This window comes from Sphingomonas cynarae (assembly GCF_039537815.1).
In the GTDB taxonomy this organism is placed as follows: domain Bacteria; phylum Pseudomonadota; class Alphaproteobacteria; order Sphingomonadales; family Sphingomonadaceae; genus Sphingomonas; species Sphingomonas cynarae.
Window position 1 is genome coordinate 627,500 of the sequence record NZ_BAABBF010000002.1, and the last position, 15,033, is coordinate 642,532.

Annotated in this window: 14 protein-coding genes and 1 tRNA gene; 6 read left to right on the forward strand and 9 right to left on the reverse strand. The window is 69.0% G+C overall.

Features of this window, described 5'->3' with window-relative positions; all coding sequences use genetic code 11:
• Positions 1-3 precede the first annotated feature (3 nt).
• From ABD719_RS06175 to ABD719_RS06190, 4 genes are all read left to right on the forward strand, one after another.
• Positions 4-1,077, forward strand: a complete 1,074-nt coding sequence (locus ABD719_RS06175) for a protein-glutamate methylesterase/protein-glutamine glutaminase (RefSeq protein WP_344692486.1) — start codon at positions 4-6, stop codon at positions 1,075-1,077.
• 22 nt (positions 1,078-1,099) lie between these two features.
• Positions 1,100-2,821: a hypothetical protein gene (locus tag ABD719_RS06180; protein ID WP_344692487.1), complete on the forward strand. Its 1,722-nt coding sequence runs from the start codon at positions 1,100-1,102 to the stop codon at positions 2,819-2,821.
• A 61-nt stretch (positions 2,822-2,882) separates the two neighbouring features.
• Positions 2,883-3,326, forward strand: a complete 444-nt coding sequence (locus ABD719_RS06185; protein ID WP_344692488.1) for a hypothetical protein — start codon at positions 2,883-2,885, stop codon at positions 3,324-3,326.
• Positions 3,323-5,020 carry a hypothetical protein gene (locus ABD719_RS06190; RefSeq protein ID WP_344692489.1) on the forward strand — a complete coding sequence of 566 codons (1,698 nt, stop codon included), beginning with the start codon at positions 3,323-3,325 and terminating at the stop codon, positions 5,018-5,020. Before ABD719_RS06185 ends, ABD719_RS06190 begins: the two co-directional genes overlap by 4 nt.
• Positions 5,021-5,185: 165 nt before the next feature.
• Here the strand turns inward: ABD719_RS06190 and ABD719_RS06195 are convergent.
• Positions 5,186-5,262 (reverse strand) — tRNA-Arg (locus ABD719_RS06195).
• A 27-nt stretch (positions 5,263-5,289) separates the two neighbouring features.
• Between ABD719_RS06195 and ABD719_RS06200 the strand changes: the two genes are divergently transcribed.
• Entirely contained in the window at positions 5,290-6,120 is an 831-nt protein-coding gene (locus ABD719_RS06200) for a queuosine precursor transporter (RefSeq protein ID WP_344692490.1), read from the forward strand.
• Here ABD719_RS06200 and ABD719_RS06205 read toward each other — a convergent pair.
• The 8 genes from ABD719_RS06205 to ABD719_RS06240 all read right to left on the reverse strand — a co-directional run bounded on the left by ABD719_RS06205 (position 6,095) and on the right by ABD719_RS06240 (position 12,444).
• The gene (locus ABD719_RS06205) at positions 6,095-6,550 is read right to left on the reverse strand and encodes a GFA family protein (protein WP_344692491.1); all 456 of its coding nucleotides are present in this window, start codon (positions 6,548-6,550) and stop codon (positions 6,095-6,097) included. The genes ABD719_RS06200 and ABD719_RS06205 overlap by 26 nt on opposite strands.
• Positions 6,547-7,215, reverse strand: coding sequence for a phosphoribosylformylglycinamidine synthase subunit PurQ (gene purQ / locus ABD719_RS06210; RefSeq protein ID WP_344692492.1), 669 nt, complete (start codon positions 7,213-7,215; stop codon positions 6,547-6,549). The genes ABD719_RS06205 and purQ overlap by 4 nt, the downstream gene beginning before the upstream one ends.
• Entirely contained in the window at positions 7,215-7,445 is a 231-nt protein-coding gene (gene purS, locus ABD719_RS06215; RefSeq protein ID WP_192126205.1) for a phosphoribosylformylglycinamidine synthase subunit PurS, read from the reverse strand. The genes purQ and purS overlap by 1 nt, the downstream gene beginning before the upstream one ends.
• A 10-nt stretch (positions 7,446-7,455) precedes the next feature.
• On the reverse strand, positions 7,456-8,235 hold the full coding sequence (gene purC, locus ABD719_RS06220; protein WP_192126203.1) for a phosphoribosylaminoimidazolesuccinocarboxamide synthase: 780 nt from the start codon (positions 8,233-8,235) through the stop codon (positions 7,456-7,458).
• A gap of 119 nt (positions 8,236-8,354) precedes the next feature.
• Positions 8,355-9,350 carry a DUF535 family protein gene (locus ABD719_RS06225; RefSeq protein ID WP_344692493.1) on the reverse strand — a complete coding sequence of 332 codons (996 nt, stop codon included), beginning with the start codon at positions 9,348-9,350 and terminating at the stop codon, positions 8,355-8,357.
• 81 nt (positions 9,351-9,431) lie between these two features.
• Positions 9,432-10,286, reverse strand: a complete 855-nt coding sequence (locus ABD719_RS06230) for a hypothetical protein (RefSeq protein WP_344692494.1) — start codon at positions 10,284-10,286, stop codon at positions 9,432-9,434.
• Positions 10,287-10,345: 59 nt separating this feature from the next.
• Positions 10,346-11,560: a kynureninase gene (gene kynU / locus ABD719_RS06235; RefSeq protein WP_344692495.1), complete on the reverse strand. Its 1,215-nt coding sequence runs from the start codon at positions 11,558-11,560 to the stop codon at positions 10,346-10,348.
• A complete protein-coding gene (locus ABD719_RS06240; protein ID WP_344692496.1) occupies positions 11,557-12,444 on the reverse strand; it encodes an alpha/beta hydrolase family protein in 888 nt (295 codons plus the stop codon). The genes kynU and ABD719_RS06240 overlap by 4 nt, the downstream gene beginning before the upstream one ends.
• A 297-nt stretch (positions 12,445-12,741) precedes the next feature.
• On the opposite strand from ABD719_RS06240, the gene parC reads away from it, so the two are divergent.
• Positions 12,742-14,988, forward strand: a complete 2,247-nt coding sequence (gene parC / locus ABD719_RS06245; protein ID WP_344692497.1) for a DNA topoisomerase IV subunit A — start codon at positions 12,742-12,744, stop codon at positions 14,986-14,988.
• Positions 14,989-15,033: the final 45 nt, after the last annotated feature.

Genomic DNA, 15,033 nt, shown 5'->3' on the forward strand with positions numbered 1-15,033 from the left:
CCTATGAAGAAAGTACGCGTCCTCATCATCGACGACAGCGCCAGCGTGCGCCAGGCGATGACGTCCATCCTGTCTGCCGATCCGGGGATCGAGGTGATCGCCGCTGCGGCGGACCCGTTCGCCGCCGCCCGCTATATCCAGAACGAATTGCCCGACGTCATCACGCTGGACGTCGAGATGCCGCGGATGGACGGCATCACCTTCCTGCGCCGGCTGATGACGCAATGCCCGGTACCGGTGGTGATGTGTTCGTCGCTGGTCGAGGACGGGTCCGAAACCCTGCTCCAGGCGCTGGAGGCGGGGGCGGTCGACATCATCCTGAAGCCCAGGATGGGTGTCGCCGATCACCTGGCAGAGGCGCATCTGCACATCTGCGACACCGTCAGGGGTGCGGCGCAGGCGCGGCTGGGCAAGCACCGGTCGGTCACCACCGCCCAGCCGGCGAAGAAGCTGACCGCCGATGCCGTGCTGCCGCCGCCGACGGGGAGGGCGATGAGCCGCACCACCGAGATGGTGGTGTGCATCGGTGCCTCCACCGGGGGGACCGAGGCGCTGCGCGAGGTGCTGGAGGCGCTGCCGGCCAATGCGCCGGGCATCGTCGTCGTCCAGCATATGCCCGAAAGCTTCACCAAGGCGTTCGCCAAGCGGCTCAACACGTTGTGCGATGTCGACGTGAAGGAGGCGGAGGACGGCGACACCGTGATGCGCGGCCACGTCCTGATCGCACCGGGCGGGCTGCGTCACACGATGGTGGAGCGGCAGGGCGCACGTTATGTCGTCGCGGTGAAGGAGGGGCCGCTGGTGTCCCGTCACCGGCCATCGGTCGACGTGCTGTTCCGTTCCGCCGCGCGCAACGCCGGCGCCAACGCGGTCGGCATCATCATGACCGGGATGGGCGACGACGGCGCGCGCGGCCTGCTGGAAATGAAGCAGGCCGGCGCCCGCACCATCGCACAGGACGAAGCCACCTCGGTGGTGTTCGGAATGCCCAAGGAAGCCATTGCCCGTGGTGCCGCCGATCGCGTGGCGCCGCTTGGGGCCATCGCCCGCGAACTGCTGAACGCGACAGTCCGCTAGGGCCCATCGACAGGAAGAAACCATGTTCCATTCCCCCTTCGACATTCCCGCCTCCACCGATCTCGACCTGTTGGCCGGCGACGGGGCCGATTGCCCGATCCGCCGGAGTCTGGCGCTGCTGGCCGCCGGTCTCGATACGCGCTTCCTGCGGGTGGGCACGGCACTGGCGGGCGCGATCGAAACGATCGACCGGATGATCGGCGGTCTCGACGGCATCGTCGGCGCGCTCGATGCGAATGTCGCAGGCGCGGCGGTCGCCGATCTGCGCACCGTGGCCGACCAGCTGATCGCGCTGCCGGCGACCCAGGCGGCGCGCGCCGCGCGGATGGCGACGGTAGCGGACGTCATCACGGCATTGTGCGGCGACGTGATGCGGATGCACCAGACGCTGCGGGTGCTCAGCATCTACGGCATGAACGCCGGGATCGCCGCATCCGGAGAACCGCGCTTGGGTGGTATCGCCGACGGCATGATCGCCCGGCTGGGCGCGGGCGAGGATCTGGTGTTCGGTTTCATGGCCCGGATCAGGGATATGACGGCGGAAGTCGACGGCGTGCAACAGGCCGGGCGGTTGCTCGCGGTGGAATGCGACCGCGTGATCCCCGCCGCGCCGCGCAAGCTGATCGACGATGCGATCGCTTTGGACGCGCATCTGGTCGCGACGGCGGACCTCGCGCGGCGCGTCGCAACCGTCGCCCGCAGCATCCACGGCAGGATCGCCGCCGCGCTGGGTGCGCTGCAGGTCGGCGACAGCACGCGCCAGCGGCTCGAACACGTCGTCTCCGCGCTGCAACTGCTCGAGGGAAGCGTGGTCGATGGTGTCGTCGATCCGGCGGTGGCCGCCCATGTCGACCGGCTGCTCGCGGCCCAGCTGGACGCGACGCTGCGGGATTTCGCCCGGGAGACCACGGCGCTCGTGTCCTCGCTCGCCGAACTCGACGGCGATACCGCGACGCTGGCCGGACTGATCGCCGAACAGTTCGACGGCGAGAACCGGGCATTCCTGTCCGGGCTGGAACATGGCATCCGCGACGTGGAACGTGTTACCATCGGATTGCGCCGGGCGGAGGTCCGCTCCCGCGAGATGGCGGCGGTGATCGCCGCGACGGCCGCGGATCTCGCCGGATGGCTCGACGGCGTCAGGTCGATCGCGCTCGACGTGCAGGCCATCGCTGCCGACATCCGCGTGCTGTGTCGTGGAGAGGGGGTGGTCGGACGAGCCGTGACCGTTATCGTGACCGAGGTGGACGCCCATGTGCTCGCGCTCGACGCCTCCACGGTCGGTGTCGCGCGCGCCACGGCGTTGCTGGGCGGCGTCGATGCCACGCTGCGGCGGGAGGCCGGTGGCGATGGCATGGACCGCGACATGGGCGATGCGCTGGCGCGCGCACTGGGCGTGATCCATCGGGCCTGTGACAGGACCGGGCAAGTCGCCGTGCAGGGAGCGGACGATTCCCGTCAGTTCGTCAGGCTGGTCGCCGGCGCGATCGAGGACCTGCGGCGGGAACTGGCGGTGACCGATATCATGACGGCGGCGATCGATGCGCTGTCGAATCGCCGGCCCCCCGCGCCCCTGACCGATACGGCGGAGGCCACATTGCGGCTGCTGCTGCCGGCGATCGGGCGGTTCTACACGATGGCGCGGGAGCGGGAGGTTCACGCCGGCTTCCTGTTGCCCGGTATGGATATCGCCATGCCGGTCGTGACGGTCACGGAGGAGGACGATGACGATGGCCTGTTCTGATCCGGCGGTCTCCCGTGACCGTGACGTTCCGGACGGCATCCACGATGATCGGAAGGGTGACATGCATCTTTTTCAGGCCGTGATGGACTGTCATCGTCGCCTTATCGCCGCTGCCGAGGCGCTGCGCGACCAGCTTGGCGGCACGGAGCCGACGCCGGCACTGGTCCGGCTCCGGTTCGAGATGGCGATCGCCGTCCGGGAGAACCTGATCGCGACCCAGCAGCTATGGTCCCGCATCGAACAGGGGATATCCGATATCGGGACGCTGGTGCCGGGTTATGATCGCCTGAAAGCGGCCGAGAGCGAGCTGCATGTCCGCTATGCCCATCACATCGCGACATGGCCGGTCGCTGCCATTCACGCCGATTTCCGTAGATTTGCCGTTACCAAGCGACGGTTCCTCGACGACTTGTGCCGGCACGCCCGATTGCTGGAGGCCGACTTCCTGCGCCCCGCCTGCCGGCTGGTGGAAGCCAATGCGCGCAGGGGCGCGGGGCAGGCATGACGACGGTCACGTTGGAAGCCTGCACGACGGCGGATCACGCGCGGACGCTGGCCGGGCTGGCCGCAGGGCTCGATCACAGCTTCGTGCAGGCCGGCATCGCCCTGGGTGATGGCATCGCGGTCACCGATCGTATCGTCACCGCACTCGCCGGGGTGGAAGCGGCGCTGGACGATGGCGTCGCCGGTAACCCGGGCGACGGGCTGGTCACGGTGGCTGCGCGCCTTGCCGGGTTGCCGGATGAACAGGCGATCCGGCGCGCGACCTTCGGTGGCGCGGCCCCGGCGGCGAAACTGCTGGTCGATCACGTCGCCGAAATCCACCAGACGCTGCGCTTGCTGGGTATCTACGCAATGAACGTGAAGGTCATCGCGATGGGCGCGCCCGATCTGGTCGGGATCATGGACGAGATGACCGCCCGGATGGAGGTCGGCGAAACCGATATCGGCCTGTTCCGCGCCGAGATCGAACTGCTCGTCACCAGCCTGGGCCGGATCAACGCGGCCGAACAGGCGCTGACGGCGGAATGCGCGCGCATCCTGCCGGCCGCGCCGATCCGTCTCGGCGATCAGGCCACCGCCTTGCGCGGCTATCGTCAGGGCGCGGTGGACATGGCACGGCGCAGCGGTGAACTGGCCGGCACGATCCGCACGCAGGTCGGTGCGGCGCTGGGCGCGCTGCAGATCGGCGACAGCACGCGGCAACGACTGGAACACGTCGTCACCGCGCTGGCCATGCTGGATCAGGTGACGGCCGATACCACCATCGATCCCGACACCATCCGTTCGACCGAATGTCATGTCCTGCCGCTGCTCACCGGACAACTGCACGCCGCCGCCGACGATTTCGACCGCGAGGCGACGTCGGTGGTCGCCGCGCTGGTGGCGATCGTGCCGCAGGCGGATGCGCTGCGCGACATACGTGGCGATGGCGGATCGCCGGACGGCGGCGACGGCTTTCTCCACGACCTGGAGGCATCGGTGGCGGAGATCGAGGCGCTCACCCGGCGATTGCGCAGCGCCGATGCCGAGACGGAGGCGGCCGTGACCACGATCGTCCGGCTCGTCGATGCGATGGTGTCACGCACCGCGATGGTCCGCAGGCTCCAGCGCCATGTCCAGCAGCTCGCCTTCAACATCGATCTCAAATCGCGTCGTCTGGCATCGAACGGCGGGATCATCGTCGCCGCCGATCATATCCGGCGGGTCGCCAACCAGCTCGACAATGCCGCGATCGGCATCACCGCTGCGATCGACACGCTGGAGACGATCGCACGAACCGTTCGCGCGGCGAACACCGCCACGGTCGACCCCGGCACCATGCTGACGTCGTTGATGAACGCGATCCGCGAGGGCGCGGTGCAGAGCGATCGTGCCGCGGAGGCGGCGGGCGACGCCGCGGGCCGCATGCTCCGGATGCTCGCCACCACCTCCGCCGGCCTGCGGGACAAGATCCGGGTCGGCGCCACGATCAGGGCGATCGGCGATCGTCTCGCCGCGTCCGCGGCCGACGGGCCGTCATTGCCGCCTGGCGATCACAGCCCGATCCACACCCTGATGCCGGCGATTGCCCGGCTGTACACGATGGCCGCCGAACGGGAAGTGCATCAACGCTATCTGTTGCCCGGCATGGCCCCGGTCCATGTCGAACCGGCCGGTATGGACGATGACGACCTGCTCGACGACGGATTGTTCTGAGCAGGACACGGGGGCATCCAGCCAAGGCGTATCGGTGCGCAGTCCGGGGGGGCGCGTCGGCCTTCCCCGGATGGACTTACCGCCACGCCAGATTGCGCTTTGGGATCATCGCCGGGTATCGCCGGGTATCGCCGAACCGGCGACGCGGTTCGCATTGTTGGGGATTGGCGCGCCCGGCTGGATTCGAACCAGCGACCACAAGCTTAGAAGGCTCGTGCTCTATCCGACTGAGCTACGGGCGCGCGATGGATGGCTTTGATTAGCGCGGATTGCACCGGGAAGGAACCGCGATCATAACCGCCGCCATGGTGCAGGGGGACAATGGGGCGGGCGGCAGCGCCCATGACGGCGCAGGCGACCGGGCGATCGTCGCGACCACCACCGGCGATGCCGGGGTGACGGGCGGCGGAGGCTTCCGCCATTTCGACCTGGTCATGGCGGCGTTCGTCACCATCCTGCTGCTGTCGAACGTCATCGGCGCGGGCAAGGTGGCGACGATCCGGCTGCCGCTGCTGGGCGACTGGCCGTTCGGGGCGGGCATCCTGTTCTTTCCAATCAGCTATGTGCTGGGCGACGTGCTGACCGAGGTCTACGGCTATGCCCGCGCGCGCCGGGTGATCTGGGCGGGGACGGCGGCGGTGCTGTTCATGGCGGCGATGAGTGCGATCGTCGTGGCGCTGCCGCCCGCCCCCGGCTGGACCAACCAGCCCGCCTACGAAGCGGTGTTCGGGCAGGTGCCGCGCATCGTGCTGGCCAGCGTCTGCGCGTTCTGGGCGGGGGAGTTCGTCAACGCCTATGTCATGGCGCGGATGAAGGTGATGACCGGGGGGCGCCACCTGTGGTCGCGCACGATCGGGTCGACGCTGGTGGGGCAGGGGGTCGACAGCCTGATCTTCTATCCGCTCGCGTTCTGGGGGGCGGCGGGCTGGACCAACGATCTGGTCGTCACCGTGCTGTTCACGCAATGGGCGCTGAAGACGGGATGGGAGATCCTGCTGACCCCGCTGACCTATCTGGTGGTCGGCTCATTGAAACGCGCCGAGCGGGTCGACGTGTTCGACACCGACACCGATTTCACGCCGTTCCGGGCGCGGGTGTAAAGGGAGGCGCGGGCTGGCCGGCGATCGCGGCAAGCCGGTGGTCGATCAGGGCCCATGCCGGCGCCATCGCGGTCCAGATCGTCATCTGCGGCGGATAGAGACCGGGATCGTCCAGCGTGCCGATGCGCAGCACATAGAGGTGCGGACGCGGTTCGGCATAGCCACCGATCGGGGTGCCGCAGGTGCCGCAGAACTCACGGTGCATCACGCTGCCCGAATCGGCGACGGAGGAATAGCCGGATAGCGCACCCTCGATCGTCAGCGCGTTGCGCGCAACGATCAGATTCGCGGTCGCGCTGCCCGCCGCCAGATACTGGCACAGCCGGCACCAGCATTGCCGCGATGCGATCGGCGGCGCGGCAAGCGTGTAACGAACCGCACCGCACAGACATCCACCGCGAACCGGCATCGTCGGTGCGGGATCGGTCACGCCCCCACCGTCTCCAGCAGCCCTTCGAACAACCGGCGCCCGTCGGTGCCGCCATGCGCGGCCTCGATGCGGCGTTCGGGATGGGGCATCATGCCCAGCACGTTGCCGGCGGCGTTGACGATGCCGGCGATATCGCGGGCCGAACCGTTGACCGGCTCGCCGTAGCGGAACGCGATCCGGCCTTCGCCCTCCAGCCGGTCGAGCGTATCGGCATCGGCGAAGTAGTTGCCGTCGTGATGCGCCACGGGAAAGCTGACGCGCTCGCCATCGGCATAGCCGCGGGTGAAGGCGGTGTCGCCGTTCGCCACCGTCAGCGCCACGTCGCGGCATACGAAGCTCAGCCCGGCATTGCGCATCAGCGCGCCGGGCAGCAGCCCCGCCTCGGTCAGCACCTGGAAACCGTTGCACACGCCCAGCACCGGGGTGCCGCGGCCCGCCGCCTCGGCCACCGCGCGCATGATCGGCGAGCGGGCGGCGATCGCGCCGCAGCGCAGGTAATCGCCGTAGGAGAAACCGCCCGGCACCGCGATCACGCCCAGCCCGTCGGGCAGGTCGGTATCGCCGTGCCATACCATCGCCGGCTTCACCCCCGTCACCGTCTCCAGCGCGACCGCCAGGTCACGGTCGCAGTTCGATCCGGGAAACACGACGACCGCGGTCTTCATCAGGCGCGCTCCACCCGGAAGTTCTCGATCACGGTGTTCGCCAGCAACTGCCGGCACATCGCATCGATCGCGGCGTCGTCGGTATCGTCGGCGACCTGCATCTCGATCAGCTTGCCGGCGCGCACGTCCTCGACGCCGGCGAAACCCAATGACCCCAGCGCATGATGGATCGCCCGGCCCTGCGGATCCAGCACACCGGGCTTCAGCGTCACGAAGATACGGAGCTTCATCGATATTCCCTTACTTGCCGCGACGCTTGCGATGGCTGGCGAGATCGAGGACCGCGCCCTCTTCGCCTTCGGGCATCAGGCCCAGCCGCCGTGCGACCTCCTGATACGCCTCCGCCTCGCCGCCCAGATCCTGGCGGAACCGGTCCTTGTCCAGCTTGTCGCCCGATTCCATGTCCCACAGCCGGCAGCCATCGGGGCTGATCTCGTCGGCCAAAATGATCCGGCCGAAATCATTGTCCCAGATGCGACCGAATTCCAGCTTGAAATCGACCAGCCGGATGCCGACCCCGGCGAACAGGCCGCACAGGAAATCGTTCACCCGGATCGCCAGATCGGCGATGTCGTGCATCTCCTCCTGGCTGGCCCAGCCGAAGCAGGCGATATGCTCCTCGGAGACCATCGGGTCGCCCAGCGCATCGTCCTTGTAGTAATATTCGATGATCGTGCGGGGCAGCTTGGTGCCCTCCTCGATCCCCAGCCGCTTCGACAGCGAGCCGGCGGCGACGTTGCGCACCACGACCTCGATCGGCACGATCTCCACCTGCCGCACCAGTTGCTCGCGCATGTTGAGGCGGCGGATGAAGTGCGTCGGCACGCCGATATGGTCGAGCAGCGTGAAGACATGTTCGGAGATGCGGTTGTTCAGCACCCCCTTGCCGTTGATCGTGCCCTTCTTCTGGGCGTTGAACGCGGTGGCGTCGTCCTTGAAATACTGGATGAGGGTGCCGGGCTCCGGACCCTCGTACAGGATCTTGGCCTTGCCCTCGTAGATCTGGCGGCGGCGAGCCATGGGCGGTCCCCTGAAAATGAGCGGCCCCGGCGGCGCGAGACGGTCGCGGGCCGGGGCGGAAGATGGCCGGGCCTATAGGATAAGGCGACGGGGGGTGCAATCGTGCCGGTGACCCGCGGTCACGCGTCGGCGAGTTCGCGGACGGCCCGGGTGACGGCGGCGGGCGCGGGGGCCACGGGCATCGCTTCGGGCCGGACCCCGCCCACCGTCTCGCCCGCGAACGGCAGCGGGGCGGCGGGGGAAGACGGGGCGGCATGGTGCGTCATCGTCGCGCGTGCGGCATCGCGGACCTCCGCCTTGAACGCGCCCTTGCGGCGGCTGCGGCGGCGATGCGCCGCGCTCGCACCGGAATCGGCCGGGTCGCGCTCACGCAAGGGGGCGGGCATCGCCCACTGGCCAGCGGCGTTGGCCTGCGCCCCGAACATCGCCCAGAACCGGTCGTAATCGAAGGTGAAGTCCGCCTTGTCGTCGCGCGATTTCAGCAGTTGCTGGTCGTTGCCGACGCCGACGATCGTCGCGATCCCCAGCGCCATCGCCACTCCCTGCAACGCCGCCATCGCGAGGTGCGAGGGCGCGACGCCGTGGCTGGCCTTCACCGCGGGTTGCAGTTCGCCGCGCTCGGGCGCCGCCCCCTGCGCGCCGCCGACGAACAGGACATGGGCCTCGTCCTCGCCGACGATGCCGCCCGGCACCACCGAAAAGCTCAGCTGGAACAGCAGCACGTCCTGCCGGAAAAAGGCCAGCAGCAGGTCACCCTCATAGAAATGCGCGACGTTGTGGCGCAGGCCGATATGGTAATTGCCCGCCACCTCGTCGTTGCGCCACAGCATCGTCCCGGTCGTCAGCAACCGGTCGTAGAAACCGGGGGACAGCTGCGCCTGCACGAAGCGGTAATGCGCGACGATCGCCGCGCGCCGCTGCGCCAGCGTCAGCGAGCGGGCGAGGTGGCTTTTCAGATATTGCCGGGTCAGCGCCGGGCTCTGGTCGAGCAGTCCGCTATAGCAGGCGGAGGACAGCAGCTTCATCAACTGGTGCTGGCCGTTGATCGACCGGACGATCGGTTCTTGGAACGCCACCTCCGCCACCCGTCGCAACGTCTTCAGGATGCCCGCCATTTCCTCTGCCCGTCCTTGTCGAAACCACCACCGGGGTCGGACCGTAGGGACGAGATCGATAGGTCGGGTTAGCGGGAATGGTTACCAGATGGGTGGATCGGCGGGCGGCGTGTACGGCGCTCTCGGCCCGGCGATCCGCCGCCACGCCGCCTGGCCCCAGCGCCGCCACACCACCACCAGCGCCAGCAGCAGGACGAGCGGCGGCCCCAGCGTCGCGAGTACCCACAGCACCGCCGCCAGCGTCGCCGCGGTGGAGGCGGCCGCCGCATCCCCCGCCTCGCGCACGCGGTTGGCCAGGCCGACGCCCCGGCCGGAGCGATAGTCGAACGAGACCGGGGTGTTGGCGATGCTGTCGCGCGCGGTCGCGGCGTCGGCGCGCGCGGTGCGGGCCTGCGCGGCGAGTTCGGTATCGCGGCGGCGCAGCTCGGCGCGCGCCTCCGGCGTCTGGCGGCGGCGCAGATCGGCCTGGACGCGCGCACGCTCGGTGGTGGCCTCCGTCGCGGCCTGCGTATCGGCCTTGGCCTGCGTCGCCACCTCGGTCCCGCCGATCGTCACGCCGCCCAGCACCGCGCCCGCTTTCTGCGCGGCCAGCACGCCCTGCCGCCCGAACGTCCGCGCCACCGATGCGGCGACCGTCATCGACAGGTCGGCATCGATCCGGCCCGACGGGGCGACCGTATAGTGCAATCCGGTGATGCGGCACCGGTCGTGGCCGAGCCGTTCGCAGGCGGCGGCGTGGGTTTCCTGCACGTCGGCGATGTCGCCGCCGGGCATCACCAGCGAATAGGCATAGGAAAACGCGATCCCCGCCGCCGATCGTCCACCCAGATCGGGGCCGGTATCGCCGCTGACGGCCGCGTTGTCATGACTGTCGGGCGCCTTGCTGCAGGCGGCGATCATCGCGCACGCCATCACCACCGTCATCGCCCGCCGCATCGTCACGTCCTCCGCTGGCAATCTTGATCGGCGCGATGGGAATTGGAGTCAAGCGGGCGTCACGTCACCGCCAGCCGGGCGGCGAAGCGCGGCGCCCGCCAGTCACCCGATGCCATGATCTCGCCCAGGATCGCGCCGGCCCGCCACACGTCGTCATGGCTCAGGTACAGCGGGGTCAACCCCAGCCGCAGGATATCGGGATCGCGGAAATCGCCGATCACGCCGCGTTCGATCAGCGCCTGCGCGATCGCATGGGCGTGGGGGTGGCGGAAACTGATATGGCTGCCGCGCGCCGCCGGATCGGCGGGGGTGACGCAATCCAGCCCCGCCGCGTCGCCCGCCGCCGCCATGATCCGCCACAGCGCCGCCGATTTCGCCCAGACCGCGTCCCGGTCCACCGTCGCCCACAGGTCCAGCCCCGCCTCCAGCGCCGCCATCGCCAGCATCGGCGGCGTCCCCGCCAGCCAGCGCTTCATGCCGGGGGCGGGGGCATAGGCATCGGCGAAGGCGAAGGGTTCGGCATGGCCCATCCAGCCCGACAGCGGGCTGGCCAGCCGGTCCTGCCACCGCGTCGCGACATACAGGAATGCGGGCGCACCCGGCCCGCCGTTCACATATTTATACGTGCATCCCACCGCCAGATCGGCCCTGGCGCCCGACAGGTCCACCGCCACCGCGCCGACCGAATGGCTCAGGTCCCACAGCACCAGCGCCCCCGCCCGGTGCGCGGCGGCGGTCATCGCCGCCATGTCGAACCGGTCGGCGGTCTTGTAGTGGACATGCGTCAGCAGCAGCACCGCGACATCGCCATCGATCGCCGCCGCGATATCGCCCCGCGGCGCCACCCGCAGCGACGCACCGGGCACGCAGGCGACCGCGCCTTCGGCGACGTGCAGGTCGGTCGGGAAATTGCCCGCCTCGCTCAACACCACCCGGCGGCCGGGATCGACGCGCAGCGCGGCGACCAGCGCCTTGAACAGGTTGGCGGAGGTCGAATCGCCCACGATCACCTCGTCCGCCGCCGCGCCGATCAGCGGGGCGATCTTGCCGCCCAGCCGGACGGGCGCGTCGATCCACCCCTCGTTCCAGCTGCGGATCAGCCGGTCGCCCCATGCCTGCGTCACCATGTCCGTCATCGCCGGCACGGTGGCGCGGGGCAGCGGCCCCAGCGAATTGCCGTCGAGATAGATCACCCCCGCCGGCAGCGCGAACCGGTCGCGCAACGGGGCCAGCGGATCATGCGCGTCCAGCGCGCGTGCTTCGTCCCGTATCATCGCCGCAATCCCTTCGCGATCGCCCGTTTCGCCGCCGCCCAGGCGGGTGTTTCCGGCGCGATCAGTTCGACATGGCCGGTATCGGCGATCATCGCCAACCGCACGCGATCGCCCGCCTTCTTCGCCTTGGCGACATAATCGGTGGCGAGGCGGGCGGGGATGATCCGGTCGTCGCGGCCGTTGACCAGATCCTGCCCCACCCCCAGCGGCAACAGGTGCGGGATCGAGGTATCGGCATAACCGCCGCCGGCAACCAGCCGGCCGACCACCTCGGTGCCGCAGCCATTGTCGGGACTGGCGGCGGTCGCCTCCAGATCGGGCAGGCCGCCCAGGCTGACGACATGCGCGATCGTCAGCGGATGCGGGCGCCGTAACGGGCTGGCCGTCGGCAGCTTCGCCCGCGCCGCCAGCCACAGGGCCAGATGCGCGCCGGCGGAATGGCCGACCGCGACGACCCGGCGCAGGTCGAGATGATAGGCCGATGCCTGTGCCGCCAACGCATCGGTGGCGGCGGCGACATCGGCGAAGGTGCCGGGATAGCCGCCGCCCGGCCGGTCCACGCCGCGATAATCGATGTTCCACACCGCGATGCCGTCGGCGCGCAGGTCGGCGGCTATCCAGTCCATCAAGGTGCGGTCGGCGATGTCGCTCTGCCAGCAGCCGCCATGCACCATCACCACCACCGGATGCGGACCCGGCCCGGCCGGCACCCACAGATCGACCTTCTGCAACGCGTCCGGGCCATAGGCGATCGTCGCATCCGCCGTCGGGCGGGGGCGCGCCTTCAGCTTGGCCCAAGTGAGCAGGTTGGAGGATGGATCGGCGGCGATGGCCGCGACGGGCAGGAACAGCGGCAGCAGCGCCAGCAGGGCAGGGCGGATCATGCCGGCGACCATAGGCGGGATCGCCCCCGCCGTCACGACGGCACCGACCCACACGCCGTCACGACGGCGCTGTCCTACAGGCCGGCAAAGGCGCAAGGGGGCGGTCATGCTGATCTACCCCCGCCCTGCCATCCAGACCCGTCGCCCCGGCCGGGGGCATGGCGGCGCACGCACCCCGCTGGCCCGCACCCCCTGTAGGATGCGACGTTCGTGACTTTCCACACCTGCCGGGTGTGACTTTCCACCGCGTCCGCCGGGCTTGCCGCGGCGGCGGTTGCTGCTATGAAAGCGGAACATATGGCGACCGAACTCACCGGCCCCGACACGCCGATCGGCATCTTCGACGCTCCCTTCGACAGTGCCCTGTCGGAGCGTTACCTCGTCTATGCGTTGTCGACGATCACTGCCCGCTCGCTGCCCGATGTGCGCGACGGGCTGAAACCCGTGCATCGCCGCCTGCTCTGGGCGATGCGGCTGCTGAAACTGGACCCGGCCTCGGGGTACAAGAAATGCGCCCGCGTCGTCGGCGACGTGATCGGCAAATACCACCCGCATGGCGACCAGTCCGTCTATGACGCGATGGTCCGCCTCGCGCAGGATTTCGCGCTGCGCTATCCGCTGGTCGACGGGCAGGGCAATTTCGGCAACATCGACGGCGATAACGCCGCCGCCTATCGCTATACCGAAGCCCGGCTGACGCAGGTCGCGATCGACCTGATGGACGGGCTGGACGAGGATGCGGTCGGTTACCGCCCGACCTATAATGGCGAGGAACAGGAGCCGGAACTGTTCCCCGGCCTGTTCCCCAACCTGCTGGCCAACGGCGCCGCCGGCATCGCGGTCGGCATGGCCACTTCGATCCCGCCGCACAATGCCGCCGAACTGCTCGATGCCGCGATCGCGCTGGTCGACGATGCCGCCGCCAACGTGCTGGATCACGTCACCGGCCCCGATTTCCCGACCGGCGGTCTCGTCGTCGATCCCCCGGCGGTGATCGCCGAATCCTATCGCACCGGGCGCGGCAGTTTCCGGGTGCGCGCGCGCTGGAGCATCGAGCGGGAGAAGGGCGGCGGCTGGCAGGCGGTGATCGCCGAGATTCCTTATGGCGTGCAGAAGGGCAAGCTGATCGAACAGATCGCCGCGCTCATCAACGATCGCAAGCTGCCGATCCTGGCCGATGTGCGCGACGAATCGGACGCGGAGGTCCGCATCGTCCTCGAACCACGGTCGCGCACCGTCGATGCGCAGGTGATGATGGACGGGCTGTTCCGCCTGACCGATCTCGAAACCCGCGTGCCGCTCAACCTGAACGTGCTCGACCATGCCCGCACGCCGCGGGTAATGGGCCTGCGCGACGCGCTATATGCCTGGGTCGAGCATCAGTTCATCGTCCTCGACCGCCGCACCCGCCACCGGCTGGCCAGGATCGCCGACCGGATTGATCTGCTCGACGGTTATCTGATCGCCTATCTCAATCTCGATCGCGTCATCGAGATCATCCGGACGGAGGACGAGCCCAAGGCGGTGATGATCGACGAGTTCGCGCTGAACGACCGGCAGGCGGAGGCGATCCTGAACATGCGGCTGCGCAGCCTGCGCCGGCTGGAGGAGTTCCAGATCAGGAAGGAGCGCGACGGCCTCGACAAGGAACGCGCCGACCTGACCGCGCTGATCGACAGCCCCGCCAAGCAGAAGACGCGGATGAAGCGCGACCTGCGCAAGGTCCGCGACCGCTATGGCCCCGAAACGCCGCTCGGCAAGCGCCGCACCACGATCGAGGAGGCGGCGCCCACCCGCGACATCCCGCTGGAAGCGATGATCGAACGCGAGCCGATCACCGTCATCCTGTCGCAGCGTGGCTGGATCAGGGCGATGCGCGGTCATTCCGACCTGACCGCCGCCGACACGCTGAAGTTCAAGGAGGGCGACGGCCCCGCCTTCGCCTTTCACGCGCAGACCACCGACAAACTGCTGCTGGCGGCGGAGAATGGCCGGTTCTTCACGCTGGCCGCCGACAAGCTGCCCGGCGGACGCGGTTTCGGCGAACCGGTGCGCGCGATGATCGACCTCGACGGCAATGTCCGCGTCGTCGCGTTCGTGCCCGCGTCGCGCCAGCAGCGGTTGCTGCTCGCCGCCAGCGACGGGCGCGGCTTCATCGTGCCCGTGGCGGAGACGATCGCGGAGACACGCAAGGGCAAGGCGGTGATGACGCCGCGTGCCGGCGCGCTGCTGAAGATCGTGCGTCCGGTCGCGCCGGCCGACGATTATGTCGCGGCGATCGGCGACAACCGCAAGATGCTGGTCTTCCCGCTCGCCGAACTGGTCGAGATGACGCGGGGGCAGGGGTTGCAGTTGCAGCGGTTCCGCGACGGCGGCCTGTCGGATGCCAAGACCTTCGTCTTTGCAGAGGGCCTTAGCTGGACGATGAAGGGAGAGACGGGCCGGGTGCGTACCGAAACCGACCTGTCGGCATGGCGTACCGCGCGCGGCGCGGCGGGGCGGATGCCGCCGACCGGCTTTCCCCGCGACAATCGATTTGCATGATCGGGTGATGCGGGGTTTCAGGGCATTTTAACCAACCGTCATTAG

Coding starts and splice junctions, on each gene's coding strand:
- ABD719_RS06175 (WP_344692486.1), top strand. CDS start 4: ATGAAGAAAGTACGCGTCCTCATCATCGACGACAGCGCCAGCGTGCGC.
- ABD719_RS06180 (WP_344692487.1), top strand. CDS start 1,100: ATGTTCCATTCCCCCTTCGACATTCCCGCCTCCACCGATCTCGACCTG.
- ABD719_RS06185 (WP_344692488.1), top strand. CDS start 2,883: ATGCATCTTTTTCAGGCCGTGATGGACTGTCATCGTCGCCTTATCGCC.
- ABD719_RS06190 (WP_344692489.1), top strand. CDS start 3,323: ATGACGACGGTCACGTTGGAAGCCTGCACGACGGCGGATCACGCGCGG.
- purQ (WP_344692492.1), bottom strand. CDS start 7,215: ATGAAGACCGCGGTCGTCGTGTTTCCCGGATCGAACTGCGACCGTGAC.
- purS (WP_192126205.1), bottom strand. CDS start 7,445: ATGAAGCTCCGTATCTTCGTGACGCTGAAGCCCGGTGTGCTGGATCCG.
- purC (WP_192126203.1), bottom strand. CDS start 8,235: ATGGCTCGCCGCCGCCAGATCTACGAGGGCAAGGCCAAGATCCTGTAC.
- ABD719_RS06225 (WP_344692493.1), bottom strand. CDS start 9,350: ATGGCGGGCATCCTGAAGACGTTGCGACGGGTGGCGGAGGTGGCGTTC.
- ABD719_RS06230 (WP_344692494.1), bottom strand. CDS start 10,286: ATGCGGCGGGCGATGACGGTGGTGATGGCGTGCGCGATGATCGCCGCC.
- kynU (WP_344692495.1), bottom strand. CDS start 11,560: ATGATACGGGACGAAGCACGCGCGCTGGACGCGCATGATCCGCTGGCC.
- ABD719_RS06240 (WP_344692496.1), bottom strand. CDS start 12,444: ATGATCCGCCCTGCCCTGCTGGCGCTGCTGCCGCTGTTCCTGCCCGTC.
- parC (WP_344692497.1), top strand. CDS start 12,742: ATGGCGACCGAACTCACCGGCCCCGACACGCCGATCGGCATCTTCGAC.